The sequence below is a fragment of the Mesorhizobium sp. WSM4815 genome, from assembly GCF_055811575.1.
Genome location: NZ_JBVVQS010000071.1, coordinates 39,492 through 60,697, shown reverse-complemented (window position 1 = coordinate 60,697; position 21,206 = coordinate 39,492). Strand labels below are relative to the sequence as shown.

Annotated in this window: 15 protein-coding genes and 3 pseudogenes; 4 read left to right on the top strand and 14 right to left on the bottom strand. The window is 61.5% G+C overall.

The annotated features are described in order from the left end of the window. Positions 1 to 1,304 precede the first annotated feature (1,304 nt). Positions 1,305 to 3,320: an LTA synthase family protein gene (locus tag AC0L2B_RS02770; RefSeq protein ID WP_473744067.1), complete on the top strand. Its 2,016-nt coding sequence runs from the start codon at positions 1,305 to 1,307 to the stop codon at positions 3,318 to 3,320. Positions 3,321 to 3,584: 264 nt separating this feature from the next. Further along, positions 3,585 to 3,791, top strand: a pseudogene (locus tag AC0L2B_RS02765) (EamA family transporter); the annotation flags it as partial. A gap of 42 nt (positions 3,792 to 3,833) precedes the next feature. On the opposite strand, the gene AC0L2B_RS02760 reads toward AC0L2B_RS02765, so the two are convergent. Further along, a complete protein-coding gene (locus tag AC0L2B_RS02760) occupies positions 3,834 to 4,313 on the bottom strand; it encodes a methyltransferase family protein (protein WP_473744066.1) in 480 nt (159 codons plus the stop codon). Positions 4,314 to 5,491: 1,178 nt separating this feature from the next. On the opposite strand from AC0L2B_RS02760, the gene AC0L2B_RS02755 reads away from it, so the two are divergent. After that, positions 5,492 to 5,809, top strand: a complete 318-nt coding sequence (locus AC0L2B_RS02755) for a hypothetical protein (protein ID WP_473744065.1) — start codon at positions 5,492 to 5,494, stop codon at positions 5,807 to 5,809. Positions 5,810 to 6,045: 236 nt separating this feature from the next. On the opposite strand, the gene AC0L2B_RS02750 is transcribed toward AC0L2B_RS02755, so the two are convergent. Further along, positions 6,046 to 6,237 carry a hypothetical protein gene (locus tag AC0L2B_RS02750; protein ID WP_473513595.1) on the bottom strand — a complete coding sequence of 64 codons (192 nt, stop codon included), beginning with the start codon at positions 6,235 to 6,237 and terminating at the stop codon, positions 6,046 to 6,048. Between the two features lie 416 nt (positions 6,238 to 6,653). Then, positions 6,654 to 7,193 (bottom strand): hypothetical protein, encoded by a 540-nt coding sequence (locus AC0L2B_RS02745; protein WP_473744064.1) that lies wholly within the window; start codon positions 7,191 to 7,193, stop codon positions 6,654 to 6,656. 777 nt (positions 7,194 to 7,970) lie between these two features. On the opposite strand from AC0L2B_RS02745, the pseudogene AC0L2B_RS02740 reads away from it, so the two are divergent. Next, a pseudogene (locus AC0L2B_RS02740) lies at positions 7,971 to 8,805 on the top strand (class I SAM-dependent methyltransferase). 483 nt (positions 8,806 to 9,288) lie between these two features. On the opposite strand, the gene AC0L2B_RS02735 reads toward AC0L2B_RS02740, so the two are convergent. The 11 genes and pseudogenes from AC0L2B_RS02735 to AC0L2B_RS02685 form a co-directional block, all read right to left on the bottom strand. After that, a complete protein-coding gene (locus tag AC0L2B_RS02735; protein WP_473744062.1) occupies positions 9,289 to 10,755 on the bottom strand; it encodes an FAD/NAD(P)-binding protein in 1,467 nt (488 codons plus the stop codon). Next, positions 10,752 to 11,927: an FMNH2-dependent alkanesulfonate monooxygenase gene (ssuD, locus tag AC0L2B_RS02730; protein WP_473744061.1), complete on the bottom strand. Its 1,176-nt coding sequence runs from the start codon at positions 11,925 to 11,927 to the stop codon at positions 10,752 to 10,754. The genes AC0L2B_RS02735 and ssuD overlap by 4 nt, the downstream gene beginning before the upstream one ends. A 31-nt stretch (positions 11,928 to 11,958) precedes the next feature. Then, entirely contained in the window at positions 11,959 to 13,206 is a 1,248-nt protein-coding gene (locus tag AC0L2B_RS02725; RefSeq protein ID WP_473744059.1) for an SfnB family sulfur acquisition oxidoreductase, read from the bottom strand. Continuing rightward, positions 13,203 to 13,994, bottom strand: a complete 792-nt coding sequence (locus AC0L2B_RS02720; protein ID WP_473513601.1) for an ABC transporter ATP-binding protein — start codon at positions 13,992 to 13,994, stop codon at positions 13,203 to 13,205. Before AC0L2B_RS02720 ends, AC0L2B_RS02725 begins: the two co-directional genes overlap by 4 nt. A gap of 64 nt (positions 13,995 to 14,058) precedes the next feature. Next, entirely contained in the window at positions 14,059 to 15,390 is a 1,332-nt protein-coding gene (locus AC0L2B_RS02715) for an ABC transporter substrate-binding protein (RefSeq protein ID WP_473744057.1), read from the bottom strand. Then, on the bottom strand, positions 15,387 to 16,481 hold the full coding sequence (locus tag AC0L2B_RS02710; RefSeq protein WP_473513602.1) for a branched-chain amino acid ABC transporter permease: 1,095 nt from the start codon (positions 16,479 to 16,481) through the stop codon (positions 15,387 to 15,389). The genes AC0L2B_RS02715 and AC0L2B_RS02710 overlap by 4 nt, the downstream gene beginning before the upstream one ends. Before the next feature lie 3 nt (positions 16,482 to 16,484). After that, positions 16,485 to 17,381, bottom strand: a complete 897-nt coding sequence (locus AC0L2B_RS02705) for a branched-chain amino acid ABC transporter permease (RefSeq protein ID WP_473744056.1) — start codon at positions 17,379 to 17,381, stop codon at positions 16,485 to 16,487. Then, positions 17,381 to 18,283 (bottom strand): ABC transporter ATP-binding protein, encoded by a 903-nt coding sequence (locus AC0L2B_RS02700; RefSeq protein ID WP_473513606.1) that lies wholly within the window; start codon positions 18,281 to 18,283, stop codon positions 17,381 to 17,383. The genes AC0L2B_RS02705 and AC0L2B_RS02700 overlap by 1 nt, the downstream gene beginning before the upstream one ends. A 54-nt stretch (positions 18,284 to 18,337) precedes the next feature. Next, on the bottom strand, positions 18,338 to 19,438 hold the full coding sequence (gene sfnG, locus AC0L2B_RS02695; RefSeq protein WP_473744054.1) for a dimethylsulfone monooxygenase SfnG: 1,101 nt from the start codon (positions 19,436 to 19,438) through the stop codon (positions 18,338 to 18,340). Between the two features lie 24 nt (positions 19,439 to 19,462). Next, complete coding sequence (gene msuE / locus AC0L2B_RS02690; protein WP_473513610.1) at positions 19,463 to 20,032, bottom strand: FMN reductase; 570 nt, start codon at positions 20,030 to 20,032, stop codon at positions 19,463 to 19,465. A gap of 572 nt (positions 20,033 to 20,604) precedes the next feature. Then, a pseudogene (locus AC0L2B_RS02685) lies at positions 20,605 to 21,204 on the bottom strand (recombinase family protein); the annotation flags it as partial. Positions 21,205 to 21,206 lie beyond the last annotated feature (2 nt).

The window sequence follows — 21,206 nt, the reverse complement described above, 5'->3', positions numbered from 1 at the left end:
AGCTGGTAAGGGGATCAGGCCCGAAGCGTTCGACGTCCTCGGACGAAAGCGGCGGATTGTTCGTGCCCATTGTGATCCTTCGCAGCGGTTTTCGTTACCATGGGAGACTTTTCCTTCGTCCGCACTCGTTTTGCGGGTAGCCTCGCATGTACCGTGCCAAAACAGAAAGCATTTAGAAACGTGATTGGTCAGATTCTATTACGTTACGTACCCGACATTGTCGGCTATCGGACAAAGCCGAACGTGCCTAAATGGACCATGATGCAGCTTTCCGCGGGGGGGGGTACTTCTTGGTACAGCGGTAAACCGGCACAGTAATAATCGTTATGGAGAAGAACGGAGAACTTAGATGCGTATCGGTAAACAGAAAGACCGCCATTTTGGTGGCAGAATTGGCAGTCTCGGATGCGTCTCCGCTGAGTGTTTGGCCGTCTTTGTGTATCTGTTCGGTTCCGTGCGGTTTCCCCCCGGCCACGCTCGCTGTAGCCAACGTCCGAGCCTTCCGGGCAGGTCGGCGTACTCTTGGCGGCCCGGCTCTGCGGCGTTCGCTTCGTGGCATACCGGGCCAAGAGAAACCGGGCTTCGCCATGGCAGAGATCAGCTTCTTCATGGGCGGAACGCGGTACGGACCGCCGTGCCAGGATGGATTGGACGAAGCCGCGCACAACAGAACTTGGCACCACCAAGAGGCATCCTGAGCCATTGCGGTGCTCGGCAGAAGGTGACAGCGGCAAGCCCGCTTGCGGCGTAAAGCAGTTGTTTCATGTCAGATGATCCTCTCGATTGTTGCTGCTGGTCGCTCCCGACCGACAAATAGCTGGTCGATGAGTGAGGCGTTCGACACTCGAGCGCGTAGGTGACGGCGGCAACGAGCGTGAAGGCAGAGAACCAGAAGATCCCCAGGCGATAGAGCAGCGGTTTGTTGGGGATATTTCGGCAAAGAGGGGAAAGGCGAAGAGGCGACAAGAAAGCTGTCGAACGCCAGGTGACGTTGATCGTGATGCTGCTCGGGTGATGCTCGAGTGAGGCCCGGCAACATCAGGACGGTGCTCGGCGTTTCGTGCCCATCCACCTTCTCAGACAGGGGAGATTGGGATGCAGCGCCTTCAAAGTGGAGAACAAATCACCTTCGCCGCGAACCTTTCACATCGTCCCGCTACCACCACCGTCGATGAAGTTTCGGACTCGCGCGGGCCAAATCGGGGATCGGCATCGCAGCCATGCGATCGATCTCGTCCCGACGGTTGCCAAGGTTGAAAACAAGGCATAATTGCCCAGACATCCAGCTGCTTCGGAGGCTTGCTATGACTTTTGCTCAATCGGTCGGTGCGTTCTTTCGTCGGCTGAAGCCGTTCATCCTGCTTTTCCTGTTGACTCAGTTCCTCGTCAGGCTGGCGCTGTCGCTGGTTTCGGCCAAAGACCTGTCTTTCCATCCGGCCGACTGGCTGGTTCCTTTCTTCACTGGCTTCTGGTTCGATATCGTCACGCTGCTTCCAATCCTCGTGGTCTTTCTCCTCTTCCCGCTGCTCCTGCCAGTTTCGTGGGCCGGAAAGCGGTTTGACCGCGCAGTTGGGCTCTCGGGCTTCGCAATCTTCCTGTTTATGATGGTCGTGCAGGGGGTCAGCGAGTATTTCTTCTGGGACGAATTCACGACGCGCTTCAATTTCATCGCGGTCGACTACCTCGTGTACACGCAAGAAGTGATCCAGAACATTATGGAGAGCTATCCGGTCGTGCCGCTGCTTGCCGGCATCGGCCTGTTGGCGGTCGGCGGGACCTATCTGCTCCGCCGCCAGGTGAAGGCAGGCTTCGCGCCGCATCCGCCGTTCATGAAGCGGCTGGCGGTCTTTGCGACGATAACGGGAATGGCCGCCGCCGGCGTGTTGGTGACGCCCGATTCGATCACACGGCCGATGCCGAGCGCGATCGCCCGCGAACTCGGGGGCAACGGACTCTATGGTTTGGTTAGCGCCTTCTTCTCGAATGAGATCGATTTCGCGAATTTCTATCGGACCATGCCCGAGAAACAGGCGGCCGAACGGACACGCGACCTTTTAGCGGAAGATCACGAGCCGTTCGAAAGCACCGATTTAAACGACATCACGCGTGACATTCGAGCCGAGGGGCCGATGCTGCGCAAGAACGTCATCCTGGTCGGCATGGAAAGCATGAGTGCGGAGTTCATGGGCACATTCGGCAATCCGAAAAGACTGACACCGAACCTTGACCGGCTGGCGTCTGAAGGCCTGCTTTTCACGGAAATGCGGGCGACCGGCACGCGCACCGTGCGCGGGCTTGAAGCGATCGCGCTTTCAGTCCCGCCGACCCCGGGGCAATCGATCCTGCGTCGCCCCGGCAACGACAATCTCTTCACCATTGGCTCTGTGTTCCAGGATTCGGGCTACGATACGCGCTTCCTCTATGGCGGCTACGGCTATTTCGACAACATGAACGCGTTCTTTTCCGGTAACGGTTTCGGTATCGTCGACCGCGCTAAGATGGCGGCAGGCGATGTGCATTTCGCCAATGCGTGGGGCGTTAGCGATGAGGATCTCTATGACGAGGTGATCCGCCAAGCCGACGCCTCGGCGAAAGCCGGCAAGAACTTCTTCAGCTTCGTCATGAACACGTCAAACCACCGGCCCTTTACCTATCCAGCTGGCGCCATAGACATCCCATCGCCGGGCGGGCGCGACGGGGCGGTCAAATATTCCGACTACGCGATCGGGGAACTGGTCAAGAAGGCATCGGCGAAACCGTGGTTCAGGGATACCGTTTTTGTCTTTGTCGCCGATCATACGGCGAGCGTCGCAGGCAAGGTCGAGCTCGACATGAACAAATACCACATACCGTGCATCATCTGGTCGCAGGGCTTTGTCAAGCCCCGCCGGATCAACCGGCTGGCGAGCCAGGTGGATATTGCGCCGTCGCTGCTTGCCCTGCTGCAGGCTAGCTATCGCAGCCGCTTTTTCGGCGACGACCTGATCGAAGCGGACGAACCGGAGCGGCCGGTCTACATCTCCAACTACCAGAAGGTGGCCATGATCCTGCATGGCCGCACGACGATCCTTGAGCCCAAGAAGCAAATCGTCCAGATGAAGGGTGAGGAGGTGCAACCTGAAAGCGCCGTCGACCACAACGCGGTCGAAGATACCGTAGCCGTCTATCAATATGCCTCGCACTGGCGCGATATTTCAGGTCGCATTCCAAGTGTTCTTGACAACGGCACGCTGGCACTCGGCCGGTTCGGTGTGCATCGCCTGCCAAACCCGAGCGACGCGCCTCCGTCCAGGACCACACCCACCATACCGGCGCGCTAACAAAGCCACCGTGCCACAACGTCTTAGGAATGCCAGGTCTGCTCCGGTGATCGCCAAGAGGTGTGAGGACCTTAACAAATCAAGTTCGTGGCTCGCAACGGCAATGGCCGGAACGGGTCCAGCCTGTCTTGGAACGTGATTGATGTGATAACGTGATTCCCGATCAGCGAGGTGGGTCAGGCTGAAGCGGTTTGTCGAGGGCGAGGATCGCCGCCAAGCGGCACTGCTTCCCGAGTGCCTGGACGATTACGTGACGCAGGACAATCCGGGGTGGCGACAGGTGCATCGTGGATCTGCTACTTTCGCGCGCTCCACTTTGGGAGGCGCGGCACGCGTTGCCCCTGTCGACAAACTGAGCCTCGTGCTGGTGGCGGTGTTCGGAGTGACATTCCTCAAGGAACATCGTCGTCGAACTGGGCAGGGGTTGCCTTGATCGCAACAGGCGCGGTTCTGGTACGCTACAAAGGCTAACAGGAGGGCTATTCGCGGTGGCTTATTGCTCCGTCTTTAGGATCAGAACAGCCAAAAAAAGGTGGGCAGGTAGCCAGCTACCTGGAGGTATTCGATGCCTTCGATGGCTGGAAAGATCGCCAGAAAATAGAGGGCATCGAAGAATGTGCTTCTTAATGCGTTTGTGGAGAACGTGTGCTGATGCTTGTCCTGATGCAGCCACGGCTTGGGCCAGAACCGCGGCGTCCTTGCCACATATGCTTCGAACTCCGGACCAAATTTGTCACGAAGAAACGTCTCTTCCTTTCGGGCAGTCATTCCGAAAACCGCATAGGTGCACCCCCCCAGAGCGGATGCAACGATGAGCGATCCGAACATGAGGCCGATGCCGAATGCTCCGATCGTCGAAAACAGATATAGGGGATTGCGGGTGATCGAGTACGGCCCGCTGACTGCCAACTCGCTGTTCTTCCGCCCCCCGACATAGAGGATGCTCCACAACCTCCCGAATATGCAGACGAGGATCAGAACAAAACCGATCATCTCGACGACCTCGTGAAGGCTAGATGCTTCATCCCAACCGGGGCGAGAGAATAGCAGCGACCCAATCGCCGCTATGCTCAGGGCCTGGACGACCAAAAGTCTCTTCCGCTGATTAAATGGTTGCGGGGCAATGGAAGCGGACATCATGGTTCCTTCGACAAAGGCTTTTCGGGGACTCGCGCCAAGCAGTCCTCTCCGCAGGTTTGAAGCTCTCAAGATCGCGTGCTGTATCGCGCGGGTTAGCGGTTACTAACCGTTCTGCAACATTGGTCAATGGCCCGTCTGGAAGGTCAAGGTGGTTACGGGGTTCCTCGGCCAGCGCTCCTCCAGTCGCGGGATGAACTTCAGCTGCACGTGTCCGTTTGCTATCGCGATCCGTTGCTCAGCTTCCAAAGTCGTTTCTCTACCCCACGTAGGTTACCACCGAAGCTTGATCTGCTAAACCAATATGGTGTTACACTTGTAGTCTCGCAGAGGCTTCTTCCAGCTCTCTGGGTCACGTCGAGAGCCGTAACCGGATCAGATGGCGGAGGGGGTTTGCGGCGAGCGCGTTCGTGACTTTGCGGACGCCACCACCGACTAATCCGCTTGAAGGCCTGTCGCTTGCTCAGCTCCGCGGGCCGTTCGCTGCGCTGATCGGCTTAGTGCGCGGTCTTCAAGGCCGAGTCGAGAGCCTTGAGATCGAGAACCAGGCGCTGCGCGCCGAGATCCAGACCCTCAAGGATCGCCCTCCGGACAAGCCGACCAAGCCGTCGGAATGGGCAACGCAGCCGGAGGGGAAGCGACGCCGTCGCGGCGCCAAGCGCGACGGCCGGTCGCGTGAGCCGCGAGGTGACGGTTGCGGAGAGCGCTCCTGCGGACTCACGCTTCAAGGGATACAAGACGATCCTTGTGCGCGATCTGGTTTTGTCGGCCGGGGTGATGCGCTGTCGCTGGGAGTGCTGGGTGACACCGAGCGGCGAGAGGCTCGTCAGCGGCAGGTGACACTCGACAACGGCATCCTGTTCCCGCGACGACTGCGCAGGAACCGCAGCGAACGCATGTGGGGCCGCCACAGCACGGCCGCATCCGGGTCCTGCATAACCGAGATATGCCGGCGCCTTCTTCTACGGTCGAACGCGTGGTCGTCCCCGGCCGGGCGGCGGCCTCTAGCAGATCAAGGTGAATAATATGGCCGAGTGGCGGATGCCGACCTGCATCCGGGTTATATCGACTGGGAGCGCTTCAAGGCCAACCCGGAGCGTGTCGCCACCAACGAACAAGCTTATGGAATGCAGCGCCGCGCCGGGACAGTCCGCGAAGGATCCGCCTGCTCCAGGGCAGAGTTCTTTGCAGCCTTGCAGCGGGCAAACATGGGCGTCCATTACAACGGCCCTCCGCCGAGGCCCGTCGGCGAGTCGGAAGCCGAAAGAGTCGCGGCTCCCCTCACCCGTTCGGCGACCGTTCGCGATTTTGGCCGGATCGACGTCGTCCTGGGGCAGGAAGCAGGCGAATGACTGGCAAAAAGCGTCCGCCGCAGCCCGGCGTCGATCACTGGAACCTGGCGCCGGCGCGGCGGAACTGCAGGGCGGCGGCCATTCCGGAATAGCTGCCGCCGACATCGATGATGGAACCTACACTAACGGCAGCTCAATTCGGATGGTTGTGAGGACAGGCTCGGCTCCAGCCGGACGGGCAGTGTTCTGAGGGTGTTTGCACACCATGTTGATGGGTTGCCACAATGGAGATCGCCTCAGAAGCGGCGCTTAATCGGAAACGTTAGCACCTCCGCGTTTTGGCGCGGCTGCTTGAACTCTTCGACAGCAACCGCCTCGATCAGCAAATCCAAGGCTTCGCGCCCCCTCTGGCTCATCGGGTCATCGCCTCGCAGGTAATGATACGCTCGATCTAGATGCACTCGCGCGGCGGAAAAATCGCTTGTCATATGACCTCTCAGTTGCCGCCCGCGCTGGCCATCTACGAGGTGAGGGTCGCGCAATCGTCAATATCCAAAGGCGAATTTGATTTAAATCGTGGATGATCTGGGAGAAATCCGGACCCCGGCTTGTCTTATACGAGAGCCCCTTGCTGACGTCGCCGGCCGGGCTCGGATGGCTCTGCAGTAGCGTTTCGTGGTGCGCCACCATGAAAGTTCGCACGTTTTCATGCGCGGTCGATCAGACACGGTTCACGAACAAAAGCCTGCGGACGGTGCAGATGGCGGTAAAAGCCTGGCGGCAGGTCGGCCCTGGCGACTGGACGACGCCGGCTCTTCCACCAGCCAAATCGTTTGGTAACATTCGTCGATGAGGCAATAGGGGTGCAGTTTCTCAATTCGCCCGACATCGGGAGCCCGCCAAGTCAATCTGATTTCAGGATGGTCCGCATATTGAGGTAAGGCACAGGCGCCAGGTGCGCCACGCTCATCGACAATCGCGGCAGATGGTGTTCGAAATGTTCATGCCCTCCGGAAGGATGAGCTTGTCCCGTGCCGACGCCGGTCATACCGGCTATGGTTGGCGCAGCATCGCTAAATGGCTGACTCTTCGACACGCCACCCGACTGACGCAGGACGGCGTTGAACACCACTTTACATTTCGAGGCGTTTCTCAGCCAGTGCTGGAGCAGCTGTTCCACGGTATCAAACAGCGCGGCTACACGGGTAGTTTCTCGAATCTCGAGCGACTGCTCGCAAAGCTGGAGCCGCGTCGAAAGGTCAGGGACATCGGTCGCCCTCCGATCATACGCCACCAACCAGCCGGCGATGCTGTCCCGATACGGGCTCCGGCGACCGGCCATATTATCTCGCCGGTAGTCGCCGCTGCCCTCTTCATGAAGCCGCGAGGCATGCTGACGATCTCTTCCGAGCGCGCGGTAGTCGGTGAGGGACCGGCCTATCATGGCCGCATCACGAAGCAGGTCTCCTGAATCGAAGCCTCTATCCGATCGACGAACGCCTCAAGTTTCGCGGGCAAGCAAGGCCGGCCGGACCAGGTTGGTATCCTAATCATCGCAGAGCGTGTTTAGCTGGGGTCGCGCAGAAGGTGGATGGCGAGAGCGCGGTGAGGTGGACCGCGACGCTAAGCTAAAAACGTGTTGGACTAAGCGACGGGACGGCTCACTGGTATGGGCGCTCAACTTGATCTGGCGCCCTAAAGGGCAGGAAGGCCTCGCGGCCGGTTCGAGGCGCATCATATCCTCCTCCGAAGGAGCACGCGCAAGTATCGTCACAAGCCCCGAGCGCTTCGCGTTCGGCGGTGTCCAATTTCCGACAATGTCGGATACAAAGTCAGATCTACTGGATTGCGTTTAAATCGTTTCCTCGTTTGGCACAGTACATGCACGTCGTCCGCAAGCACGACCGACCAACAAGAAGACGCATGATCACCTCACCGAAACATATAGCCGCCGCGGAACAATCACTTCGCCGCGAACTTGCTTATCGCCCGTCACCACAACCGGAGCCATCGATGTCTGACGGGCTGCCCAGGATACCTGCTGCGATCTCGTTTGCCCTTCGACCGCTCCGGCTCCGCCCGTTCCCGACGAGGAAAAGTGACGGATTTCCTGCTCGACGACGGCATGGAGGTGGTCGTCATCCGCGATCACCCGCGCTGATCGTTGCCCATATGATGGGGTGCAAGGTCGGCAACATCGCGCCCACAAGGAGAGATTCCGATGCCCGAAGCGAGTCAGGAAAAGTTGGACGCCTTCTTGGGGAAATTGGTCGGCGATCTCGGCGCGATTGCTACGGGCGCGGGAGTCGTGCTGGGGGACAGGCTCGGCCTGTTCAAGGCATTGCGCGAAGGCGGCAAGATGACGGCCGCAGAACTTTCGGCACGGACCGGCACCCAGGAACGCCTTGTAAGGGAATGGCTTTCCGGGCAGGCAGCGGCGGGCTACGTCGACTACGATGAAGCCAATGACGAGTTCTATCTCAACGCTGGAGGGCGTAGTCGAGAAGCTCGAACGCGGCGCGGAGGTCGGGGATGTCGGATGCGGTCACGGCGCATCGACCGTGCTCATGGCGCGTGCTTTCCCCAATTCGCGGTTCGTCGGCTTCGATTATCACTCCGCTTCGATCGAGCGTGCCCGAAAGGCGGCCGAGGAAGCCGGCGTCGGCGCCAACACGCGCTTCGAGGTCGCGGCCGCCAAGACCTATCCCGGCACTTATGACCTCGTCGCTTTCTTTGATTGCCTTCACGACATGGGCGATCCAGAGGGCGCCGCCGCCCATGTCCGCGGGTCGCTCAAGCCGAATGGCACCTGGATGATCGTCGAGCCGTTGGCGCATGACCATCTAGCGGCGAACCTCAATTCCGTCGGACGCGTCTATTATGCCGCTTCCACATTCGTGTGCACGCCCGCTTCGCTGTCGCAGGAAGTCGGACTTGGGCTTGGCGCCCAGGCCGGCGAGGCGAGGTTGCGCAAGGTGGTGACCGCCGGCGGCTTCAAGCGATTCCGTCGCGCCGCGGAGACGCCGTTCAACATGGTGCTGGAGGCTCGCCCCTAGCGCGGCCGTCGCTAGAAATTGTAGCTCATCGTGAAGATCACCGCCAAAATCCGGACGCACGTGTATCGGCAAATTTTCAAGGCGTCTGGGTTTACGCAGAGCTCGCTGCCGAGCCGCCTTCTCTAAACCACTGACGTCGATGTCCGGCGGCAGATTCTTTCCCTTGCTGCGGTCACAAGACGGGCGGCCTCGATGTAGGCGTCTTCCCGCCCAGTGCTTTCTCGACCCGCCGCGATGGGCTGATCGTCTCTGGTCGTCGTCATCATTGCGGTTGCCGCCAAGCAGGCGGCCGATACGAAGTCTGGGAAGGAGATCGGCACCTCGGAGGTCGAGCGGATCTGGACGGGAGTGTCAAACGGACCCGCCCCAGACCTCGCAACGTCAAGTCCTATCCGCGAGAAACCCAACAGCGCCAGGAGCGCCACGCGACCAGTGGCCTATTTATCAACTCGAAAGCGCTTTCCATCTTCGCAATGCGTTCCGTCACTGCCATCTGAACAGGCTCATCGTGTCTGCAGCTTCACGACGCCTTGCGAGGCAACGCAGTCTGTATCCTAGCCATTGGTGAATTTCTTCGGCGATGCGCTCGGCGTGCGCGGTGACCTCGGGAATTCCCATCAATTCACCGACGCTGCCGCGCGCCAGAGGCCCGCTGACGAAAATGCTGTCGGACGGTCGGCCGGATGTCCCGACCGCACGGCCTTGGCTGTCGGTCGCCAAGCCAAGACCAATCGGGTCTAGCCGGACCAGTCCCATTCGCCCGAGAGCGGCTATTGCCGCGTTGGTCCGGAAAATATCGGCATGCGCCGGCCCGGTTGTGACGATCACTCCGTCGAACGTCTCGATCGTCTGGGTGTGTTGGCGCCTTGGCCGCAGCGTGACACCAACGCGCCCGTGGACCCGCTCGGCGCCAGTCATCGATGCAGCGCGATAGGCGAGCGTGCCTTCAGCAAGCCGGCGATCGAGCACGACTGCGACCTGCGGCGCTATGCGGAAGCGATGCACATCCCACAGCGCGCGCAAATGGCGCACGACGCGGCGTTGCTCAGCGAGCGGCAGGGCCTGCCAGATGATTTGCCCTTGTCGCCGGACTGCGTCGAGCACCGGGTGCCAGCCTTCGCCCTGCTGCGCGGCGGTTGCGATGGTCGACCTGATACGCCTGAGCAGCACGGTGGCGCTGCGTGAAGGCAGGCCGGTGAAGTCGCCGATCGGATCGGCATGCGTAGCCGCATGGCCTCGCGACCGGTAGCCATGGCGCGAAAGTGCTGTGATGCGACCGCGATGGCCATTGCGGTCGAGCGTTGCGATGACATCCGCCGACGTTAGTCCAGTGCCGACGACAAGCACATGGTCGTAGCGTCCTATCGCTTCCAGCTTTTCGAGATCATAGGGATTGGCTACCAGCCCGGCTGCACCAGCTACGGACTGCAGGGGCAATGGCAAGGTCGGTGGCGGATGCGTCGTCGCAATCACCAGGGCGTCCGCTGCGAGCGTTCCTCCATCAGCGAGGATCAGGTGGTAGCCCTCGCCCCTGAGTTCGGCTGACGCGACCGCGGATCTGACATGGCGGATCGTTTTGCCGAATAGAAAGGGCTGAAGATGGGATTGCACGTAGCGCCCGAAAACGCGACGCTGCGGGTAGAGCGCTCCATTGGCGGCAATGGCTTCGGGGTCGTCCGCAGTGGCGCCAGTTTGCTCCAGCCAGTCGGCAAAGTGGCTGTCCTGGCCGGAGATCAGCGTCATCCTCGACGCCGGCACATTGATGCGGTGTGAAGGATCGGGCGTCGAATAGGCCAGACCATAGCCGAGCCCCTCGCGGGGCTCGACGACCACGATATCGGCAGCTCCGGCGGGCAGAAGCCGCGCAAGATGAAACGCAGTCGCCGCACCGGAAAAGCCGCCGCCGATGATGACTACGACCGGCCCTCTGCCCGATTCTCTGGCGCTCAAGATTGACTCGCTTGCAGTGCCGACGGTCGATGGTCTCCGGCCACCGTTTCGCCGAAGGGCCCCATGTTCACGGCCGTCGGTCGCGTCGAGATTTCGTGATCGAGCGGCAGCAACGGCAACACCAGTTCGCCGAAGCGATAGGCCTCCTCCAGATGCGGATAACCGGAGAGGATGAAGGTATCGATGCCGATACGCCGGTATTCGTCGATCCGTTCCGCCACCGTGGCCGCATCGCCGACCAGGGCGGTGCCGGCGCCGCCGCGAACCAGGCCGACGCCCGCCCACAGGTTGGGACTGATTTCGAGCTTGTCGCGACGACCGCCATGCAGGCGACTCATGCGCGACTGGCCAACAGAATCCATGCGCGCGAACACCTCCTGCGCCTCGGCGATCGTTTTGTCGTTCAGCCGGCTGATCAGCCGGTCGGCATCGGCCCAGGCTTCGTCGTTGGTTTCACGAACGATGACATGCAGCCGGATGCCGAAGCTCACCTGGCGTCCAGCTTTCTCAGCAAGGCCGCGCACATGGTCGAGCTTGGCGGCGACGTCTCCAGGTGGTTCGCCCCAGGTCAAATATTTCTCGATCTGCTCGGCGGCAACCGCATTGGCTGCCTCTGACGAGCCGCCGAAATAGAGCGGCGGGTGTGGCGACTGAATAGGTGGAAACAGCAGGCGGCCGTCCGCGATGCGGAAATGCTTGCCTTCGAAAGCGACGGTTTCGCCGCGCAGCACGGCCTTGTAGATGTCGAGGAATTCCCGCGTCACCTCATAGCGCTCGTCATGGCTGAGGAAGATGCCGTCGCCCTTGTTCTCGACCGGGTCGCCGCCCGTGACAACATTGATCAGCAGGCGTCCGCCGGAAATGCGGTCGAGCGTCGAGGTCATGCGCGCGGCGAGCGTCGGCGATTGCAGGCCCGGCCGGACGGCGACAAGGAAGCGAAGCCGCTGGGTCAGCGGCGCCAGCGCCGAAGCCACGACCCAGCTGTCCTCGCAACTGCGTCCGGTCGGCAGCAGCGCGCCATAGTAACCGATCGCATCGGCCGCCTTGGCGACCTGGGTGAGGTAGGGCAAGTCGACCGCCCTGCCCCCCTCGGAGGTGCCGAGATAGCGGCTGTCGCCATGGGTCGGAAGAAACCACAGGACCTTGATCCTGTCGGGGGTGGCAGTGCTCATAAATGGTCCTCTGTGACTTGACGCGCCTCGCTCAGCTCCAGGCATGGAGCGGCGGATTGACATCGTTGAGGTAGTAGTTGCCGAGGATCGCGTATTTCCAGCGCACCGGATCGTGCAGCGTGTGGGTGCGGGCGTTGCGCCAATGCCGGTCGAGATTGTGCTCGGCCAGCGTCGAGCGCGTGCCGGCGAGCTCAAACAGCTTGTTGGTGGCATTGATGGCGATCTCGGTGGTGAGGATCTTGGATTCCGCCACAGCGATCTGCGCTTCAGCAACGGTCTTCTCGTTCGGGTCGGCGACGGCGCGATCGACGGCAAGCCCGGCCTTTTCCAGAACCGCCTCTGCCGCATTGGCGCGCAGACGAAGGTCGCCGATCGACTGGATCGTATAAGGATCCTGCCAGGCATGATCGACGCCGCTGTCGATCCAGGCGCGCGATTTGGTGCGCACGAAATCGACCGTCTCGTCAATCGCCGCCTTGGCGATGCCAAGATCGACCGCGGCCTGGATAATCTGGAAGATGGCTCCATCGGCCGTCGGTCGGTCGTAGCCCTTATAGCCGGGAACCAGATGCGTCTTCGGCACCTTCACATTGTCGAGCAGGACCGTGCCGGACAACGTCGTCTTCTGGCCGAAGCTCGACCAGTCGTCGATGACCGTCAGTCCGGGCGCGCCGCGATCGGCGATGGCATACCAGGCGCGGCCCTCGTCATCGAGCGCCACAATCGGGACCAGATGCGCGAGTAGCGCGCCGCTCGAATAGAATTTCTGGCCGTTGACGACGACATGGTCACCGGCGTCGACGAACTTGGTTTCGAAGTCGGCCGCCCGCTTGGAGCCGAATTCGGAGAACGCGTTGCCGAAGCGCGTGCCGGACAACACCTCGGCGAACAGCAGCTTCTTCTGCGCCTCGTCGGAGACGGTGCGGATGGCGGCAACAACGCCAAGATGGTTCTGCGGAATCTGGCCCAGCGACGGATCGGCCGCCGAGATGATGGTGATCACTTTCGACAGCGTCACATAGGAGAGCTCCGGCCCGCCATAGGCTTTCGGCACGTTGATCGACCACAGGCCGCTCTGCGAAAACGCATCGAGCTCTTCCGTCGGCCAGATGCGTTCACGGTCCCGCTTGGAGGCATCCTTGGCGAATTCGGCGGCCAGTTTTTCCGCGACAGCGATCGCCTCGGCGTCGGTCCCGATAACATGCGCTTTGGCTGACGGACGCTCGACCGGTGGCACGGCGCTGCGGATTTCGGACGGCTGCTTCGATTGGATTGTCATGCTGCGGTCTCCTTGGGGAAATGGTCGGATGGAAGCGGCGAGCCGCCGAGATAGTAGGTTTTGATGTCAGCGCGCTGGCGCAGGTCGGCAGCCGATCCTTCGAGGACGCTGACGCCGTTCTCGAGCACGGTGGCGCGGTCGGCGTATTTCAGCGCGACCGCCGAATTCTGTTCGGCAACCAGGATCGAAAGGCTTTCGTCGCGGTTTAGCCGTTTCAGGGCGTTGAAGATCTCGTCGACGATCAGCGGCGCGAGCCCCATCGACGGCTCGTCCAGAACAAAGAGTTTCGGCCGCGACATCAGACCGCGGCCGATTGCCGTCATCTGCTGCTCGCCCCCGGAAGTGAGGCCGGACCGGGTTCGCCGCTTCTCGGCGAGCTTTGGGAAAAGTGAATAGACACGATCGAGGTCGGCCTTGACGCCGGTGCGAGAGGACGAGCGTCCGAGCGCGCCGGTGAAGAGGTTCTCTTCGACCGTCAGCGAACGGAAGCAATGCCGGCCCTCGAGGACCTGAACGAGGCCGCTGCGGACGAGCTGCGAGGGGCTTGCTCTTGAAACATCCTCACCATCGAAGGTGATCCGACCGGCGGTAACAGCGCCGCGCTCGGCCGGGAGGAGATTGGATACGGCGCGCAGCAGGGTGGTCTTGCCGGCGCCGTTGGAGCCGAGCAGCGCGACGATCTCGCCCCTCCCAACCGACAGGTCGACGCCGTGCAGGGCGGCAATGAAGCCGTTGTAGACAGCTTCCACGCTGCTGACTGACAGTATCGGATATTGCGGGCTGGACATCGATGACTCCGTTGGGAAGCTGGATAGCGCGACTGGCCAGTTTGTCGGCCACGCCATTGCAAACTCAGTTGCTGACCACTGCGTCGGCGTCCTCGACCGTGCGAATCTTGATGCCCTTGTCCTTGGCATAAGCCTCGGACGACTTCTCGATGATCGGGCGCAGCAGCTTCCAGTCGGGCGCGATCCAGTCGGACACGACGTTCCACTTCGTGCCGTCCCACTGCTGGAAGGTCACGTAGCCGTCACCCTCGTGATTGTCCCAGGAGACATTGATCGAGTGGAACAGATCCTCGGCGCCGAGCGCCTCGACGCGCGCCGGATCGAGCTTGAGATGCTCGAAGCCCCAGCGCACTTCGTCGCCGGTCAGTGTGCGGTTGCCGAACTTGGCCTGCGCGAGGCGGACCGCCTCGACATTAAGGATGCCATTGACGATGCCGAGATTGTGGTAGACCGAGCCGATGCGGCTCTTGTCCTCGAGATTGCCTTTGCCGTCGCCGTAGACCGTTTTCACGATCTCCTGGACCACCGGATACTGCTCGCCCGAGGCCTGGGTGGTGATGGCCGTATAGCCCTTGGCGGCATCGCCCGCGGGGATGACGTCCTCTTCGGAATTCGACCAGACATTGCCGACAATGTGATCGGCTGGGAACCCGGTCTTCTGCGCAGTCTTCAACGCTACGGGGTTCATCACGCCCCAGCCGCGCAGCACCACATAGTCGGGACGCTCGCGACGGATCGTCAGCCATTGTGCCTGCTGCTCGTTGCCCGGATGCGGAACCTCGATCTGCGACAGTTCGAAGCCGTATTTCTGCGCCAGCAGCTCGTAGATCGGGATCGTCTCCTTGCCGTAGGGCGAGCCGTGATAGAGCACCACGATCTTCTTGCCCTTGAGCTTGTCCAGACTGCCTTCCTTGGAAGCGATGTAGTTCACGATGCCGGAAGTCTCGCTGTAGGGATTGAGCAGCAGCGGGAAGACGTAAGGGAACACGCGCCCGTCCGTGGTGTCGGTGCGGCCGTGGTTGATGGTGATCAGCGGCACCTTGTCGTCAGTGATGCGGTCGATCATGGCGTAGGCGATGCCGACCGAAAGCGGGTTCCAGGCGGCGATACCCGGATTGTTCTTCAATCGTTCATAGACCTCGACGCCCTTCTCGACCTCATACTGGGTCTCGCCTTCGCTCCAGGTCAGCTTGACGCCGTTGACGCCACCGTCACGGATGTTGATCAGGTTGAGGTAGTCGATGAAGCCGCCGAAGAAGCCGGTGCCGCCGGCGGCATAGGGGCCGACGCGATAGCTCTGCAGGGGGAAATACTGTTCGTCGGCGTGGACAGCCGTCGCGCCGAGCACGAAGACCGTGGCGATCGCCGCCTTCCGTAGGTGACTGAAGAAGGTCATGGGTTGCGTCTCCTAAGGTTGTGGTCCGTGAGGGGAGAATGTCGAGCGGCACTCCAGCTGGACCTTGAGCCGATCCGTCGTTTGAGGCGGTCCAGGAGGGCCGACAGGCCGTTCGGTTCCGCGATGAGGAAGATGATGATGAGGGCGCCGAGCACGATGCGCTGGCTCATGTCGAGCACGCCCGAATCGAACAGGCCGCCAAACGCGAAGGCGCCGATGCGGGACAGAACGAGCGGGAAGACGACGATGAAGGCCGCGCCCAGAAACGCGCCGCGCATCGAGGCCAGCCCGCCGATGATGATGATGCACAGGATCTGGAACGAGCGGTCGAGATTGAAGCCGGCCGGCTCGACGGTGCGCAGATAGGTGAAGGCCCACAGCACACCGGCGACACCGATGATGAAGGACGAGATGGCGAAGGCCAGCAGCTTGGTTCGCAGCACCGGCACGCCGATGACGCGCGCCGCGGTTTCGTTGTCGCGCACGGCAATAAAGTTGCGGCCGGTCGCGCTGTTGACGAGACGCCAGACGACGGCGGTCAGCACGGTGACCGTAGTGACCGAAAGCAGGTAGCGGCCGGTGGCGCCGTCGAGCGGGAACCCAGCGACGATGAGATGCGGTGCCGAAATCACGCCCGATGGGTTGTCGTTGGAGAACCAGCCGAACTTGGTCAGCGCCCATTGCACGAAGAATTGGGCGGCGAGCGTCGAGACGGCGAGATAGAAGCCGCGCAGCCGCAGGCTCGGCAGGCCGAACACGACCCCGATCCCGGCGGCCGAAATCCCGGCCAGGATCATGGTCGCTGGCAGCGGCAGTCCTTCGATCCGCAGGTTGAAATTGTAGGCGGCGAAAGCGCCGACCGCCATGAAGGCGGAAGAGCCGAGCGAAAGCTGGCCGCAGTAGCCGGTCAAAAGGTTGAGGCCGACCGCCGCCAGGCTGAGCGCCAGAAAAGGCAGCAGGATTGCCTCGACGAGATAGCTCGACGCATAGGCGGGGATCAGGCCGTAGGCGACGACGACCAGCACGGCCGGCAGAGCTAACCTCTGCCAGTCGATTGGAAGCCTTGCGGCATCGAGCGCTTGCACGGCCATCGGTCAGACCCTTTCGACGGTTTTCTGGCCGAACAGGCCGGAGGGGCGCACCAGCAGGACCACCAGCGCCAGCGCATAGGCGAACCAGCCTTCGATGCCGCCGCCGACGAAGGCACCGAGATAGACCTCTGCGAGCTTTTCGCTGGCGCCGATGATGAGGCCGCCGACAATGGCGCCGAGAATGGAATCGAAGCCGCCAAGCACCAGCACCGGCAGCGCCTTCAAAACGATCAGCGACAGAGAGAACTGGACACCGAGACGAGCGCCCCACAGCAGCCCCGCGACCAGCGCCACGAACCCCGCGGCCGTCCACACCGTTCCCCATATCCGGGGCAGCCGCAGCCCGACGGCGAGCGCCGCAAACTGGTCGTCGGCGACGGCGCGAAACGCCAGCCCGATCCGGGTCCAATAGAAAAATGCGCTCAAGCCCGCCACCATCGCCGCGGCAATGCCCGCGGCGAGAACGTCAAACGACGAGATCAGGATGCCGCCGACCTCAAAGGGTGTGTCGTCTATGCCGAGATCGAGCCCGTGCACCTGCGTGCCCCACATCAGCTGAGCAGCGCCCTCAATGATGTAGGACAGCCCAAGCGTAGCCATGAACAGCGTCATCGGCGAGCGATTGACCAGCGGCCTGAGCACAGTCCGCTCGATGGTGAAGCCCAGCGCGACCATGACCGCGAAGGTGATGAGCAGCGAAAGCGCGAAGGGGATGCCGCGTTCGACGAGGCTGACAAAGGTGAGCGCTGCGAACAGCACCATCGACCCGTGCGCGAAGTTCAGCACGCCCGACGTCTTGTAGATCAGCACGAAACCGATGGCGACAAGCGAATACATGACGCCAGAGAGCAGGCCGCCGACCAGCACTTCGATGACGAAGAGGAAATCATGGTAGCTCATTAGATGTCCTCGCCATTCCCGCCCTCGGCGGTGCCGATATAGGCCCGGATCACTGCCGGATCGGCCCTGACCTCGGCTGGCGTCCCGTCTGCGATCTTGCGGCCGTAGTCGAGCACGGCGACCCGGTCGGAGAGCCCCATGACCACGCCGATATCGTGCTCGATCAGGATGATGGTGACGCCGTGTCGGTCGCGCGCGGCGCGCACAAACCCGGCCATCTCGGCCTTCTCTGTCGCCGTCATGCCGGCCATCGGCTCGTCAAGCAGCAGGATCTTGGGCTCGGCGACCAGCGCTCGTGCCAGCTCGACCCGCTTCTGCAGGCCGTAGGGCAGCGTCGCGACCAGACGATCGGCAACGGCCTCGAGATGCAGGAACGCGATTGTCTGATCGACCTTTTCGGCGATTCCCGCATCTTCAAGCCGGGCGCGTGGCAGACCGGCAATATGCTCGACGAAGTTGGCGCGTCTGGTGTGGACGCGGCCCGAAGCGATGTTGTCGCGAACCGAAAGACCGGAAAACAGCGCCAGGTTCTGGAAGGTGCGGGCGACACCGAGGCGTGCCAGGCGGCTCGCCGGCACCCGGGAGATGGACTGGCCGTCAATCGCGATCGTGCCGTGGTCGGCGTGATAGAGGCCGCTGATGATGTTGATCAGCGACGACTTGCCGGCGCCGTTGGGGCCGATCATGGCACGGATCTCACCGCCTTTGACCTGGAGATCAATGTCGCTCAGCGCCTTGACGCCGCCAAAGGATATGCCGATCCCGCTCAGTGCGAGAACCGCATCCGGCCGTGACGAGAGGCATGCCGGACGCCTGTCGCCGACGGGGTTTGTCACCGCGAGGATGGCGGAAATTTCGGGGGCGCGCTCGTATGCGGCGGCTCCCAGCGAAGCACCAATCATGAAACGTCCCTGATTTGAAGGAGAGCTGGCAGCGGCCCAAGGGCCGCGCCTGACCTATTCCGCGGCGACAAGCTCCCTGTCGCGAGCCGCTTCCAGTTCGCGCACCAGCGGAATGACGCGCTTGCCGAAGAACTCGACCTCTTCCTGGAAATGCAGGAAGCCGAGCAGGATCAGGTCGGCGCCGGCGTCTTTGAGCTTGAGGATGCGTTCAGCGATCTGTTCCGGCGTGCCGATGAGATCGCTGCGGAAACCGTCATTGTATTGCACCAGATCCTCGAAGGAGGATTTCGCCCAATTGCCTTCGCCTTCCGGCGAGGCCTTGCCGGCATTCTTGACCTGACCGGCAAAACCCTGGACTGCCTCAGGATTGGCCTTGGCGATGATCTCGTCGAGCACTGCGCGCGCTCTCTGCTCGCTGTCTCGCGCGATGGCGAAGGCATTGACGCCGATCTTGACCTTGTGGCCATTTGCTTTCGCCTTGGCGCGGATGTCGTCGACCTGCTTCCGGATCTCCTCCGGCGTGTTGCCGTTGGTGAAATACCAGTCGGAGACCCGCGAAGCCATGTCGCGCGCGGCGCGCGACGAGCCGCCCTGGAAGATCTCGGGCAAGGGCTCGATCGGCTTGGGCTTCATCGAATAGTTGGTGAAGCGGTAGAAATCCCCCTTCAGAGTGAAACTGTCCTCCGTCCAGATGCCACGCAGCGCTCGGATAAATTCTTCTGACCGGCGATAGCGCTCGTCATGGTCGAGCCAGAGTTCGCCAATCGCGGCGAACTCGCCACGGAACCAGCCGCTCACCACATTGACGGAGACGCGGCCATTGGTCAGGTGGTTGATGGTAGCGATCTGCTTGGCCGCCAGCGCAGGGTTCCACGGGCCGGGCAGGATCGCTGCGATGACCTTCAGCGTTGTGGTGGCGGCGAGCAAGGCGTGGCTGAACGACACCGATTCGTGCTGGTTGTCGGCCCCATAGCCGGCCGTGAAGCGGATCTGGCTCAGCGCGTAATCGAAGCCGTTGGCCTCGGCGATTTGGGCAAGCTTGCGGTTGTAATCGATATCCCAGCCTGTCCGCTGCTCGATATTGGAGATGACCAGTCCGCCGGAGACATTCGGCACCCAGTAGGCGAATTTGAGGCTGTCGGAATGCGAGGTCATGTCGTCGTTTCCCCTTTGATTGGCTCAGCCGACGCGCGTGGCGACGGCAGCGTTTGCATGACTGGAATTGAGCAAGGAAACCGCTTCAGTAGCGGCGCGTGAAATGCGCTCGGTGATCGCGGCGCCGACGATTTCGGCATGGATGAAATCGTCGGGCGCGCCGTAGACGCCGGTCGGGACGGTGACGGCACCGAAAAAGCCGAACAATGGCCGGAGCTGATGTTCGAGCACCAGGCCATGATATGGGCTGCCGCCGGTCGCCGCGAGAAGCACGGTCTTGCCGGTCAGCGCACGATAGTCGACGAGGTCGAACAGATGCTTTAGGGCGCCGGTGTAGGAAGCCCTATAAACAGGCGTTCCGACCACGAGCAAATCGGCCTTCTCGACGCGCTGGATGATCGCTTCGCCGGATGCGCCAAGTGCGCCGCGCGATAGCCCGGCGAATAGCGAGGGTGCTGCCTCCGTGATCTCGATCAGACCGGTGTCTGCAGGCACACGCAACGCGACCGCCTTGACCAGCGCATTCACCACCGCCGTAGTGCGGGAAGGCGTGCTTACGCCGCCCGATATTCCGAGAACCGATAATCGTGCCAAGTCATCAATCTCCCACACTTTGCATGCGCGCTAGGCCAGCACCAAATCAAGGCAAACGATATTCTATAAAATCTGTAGAGATAAGGTACTTTATTCTGATGTTTTCACGTCAGTGGGAAAAACGGCGCGTTAGCCGCATGGCAAAGGGTTGACGGTTTAGGAGCGGGATGCGGCGCCAAACGCACGCCGGATCAGCGGCGGCGCACTCGCAGTTGGAAATTTAGCCGAGAAGGGGAATCCGCGAAGCACAGCTCAAATCACCAAGCGGCGACAGCCTGGCCAGGGTATCCCCCCGCCTGTCGCTACGAAGCAGCTGTAGGAAACGTTGCTTCAAACGCAAGAACTCGCGGAACGCGATGATGTCCGTGGTCCTCGGCCTCTCGAAGGCCACAGTGATTTCTTCGTGGATGCGACCTGGCTGTGCCTGCATGACGACATTCGATCCGAAAGCAGCAAGGCTTCGTCGATATCATGCGTAACGAAGACGATCGTCGTTCTGAACTGCTCCCAAACCTCGAGCAGCAGTTCCGGATCCTGGGGTCGTTTGTGGGAGGGCGAAACGACAAGCACAGGTCCCTGACCCGCATGATCGTTTGCCTGCTAGTTTGGATTCCCTGGCAAAGGGCTGACACGCCTTTTCCGTTGGCAAGTCCGTCGAACACTGCGGCGCGTTGTTTTGCGTTGAGGCGGACGGGACGGCCCGAGTGTTTTTTCTTCAGCCTTGGCGCGATCGAGGCCGGTCTGGGTGCGTTCGACGAGAAGATCCCGCTCGAACTGGGCGACAGCGTTGAGGACGTTCATCGTCATCTTACCGGCTGAGCTTGTCAGATCGACGCGGCCAAGTGCGAGGCAGTGAACCTTCACGCCCATCTCCTCGAGCTGAGCGACGGTGGTGCTGACTTCAATCGCGTTGCGACCGAGACGATCAAGCTTGGTGACGACCAGAACATCGCCATGCTCCAAACGATCAATCAGGCGGCGGAAGCCTGACCGCTGGGCAATGGCAGTGCTGCCGGAGATGGTTTCGGAGACGATGCGACGGGATTCGACATGGAAGCCCCGCCGACTGGGATTCCAAGATCTGGTTGTCAAACCGTCTGGCCGATGGTCGAGACGCGGGCATAGGCTTTGCAATCTGCAAAGTGAGATTGCTTCTGATAAGGAAACGGAATTC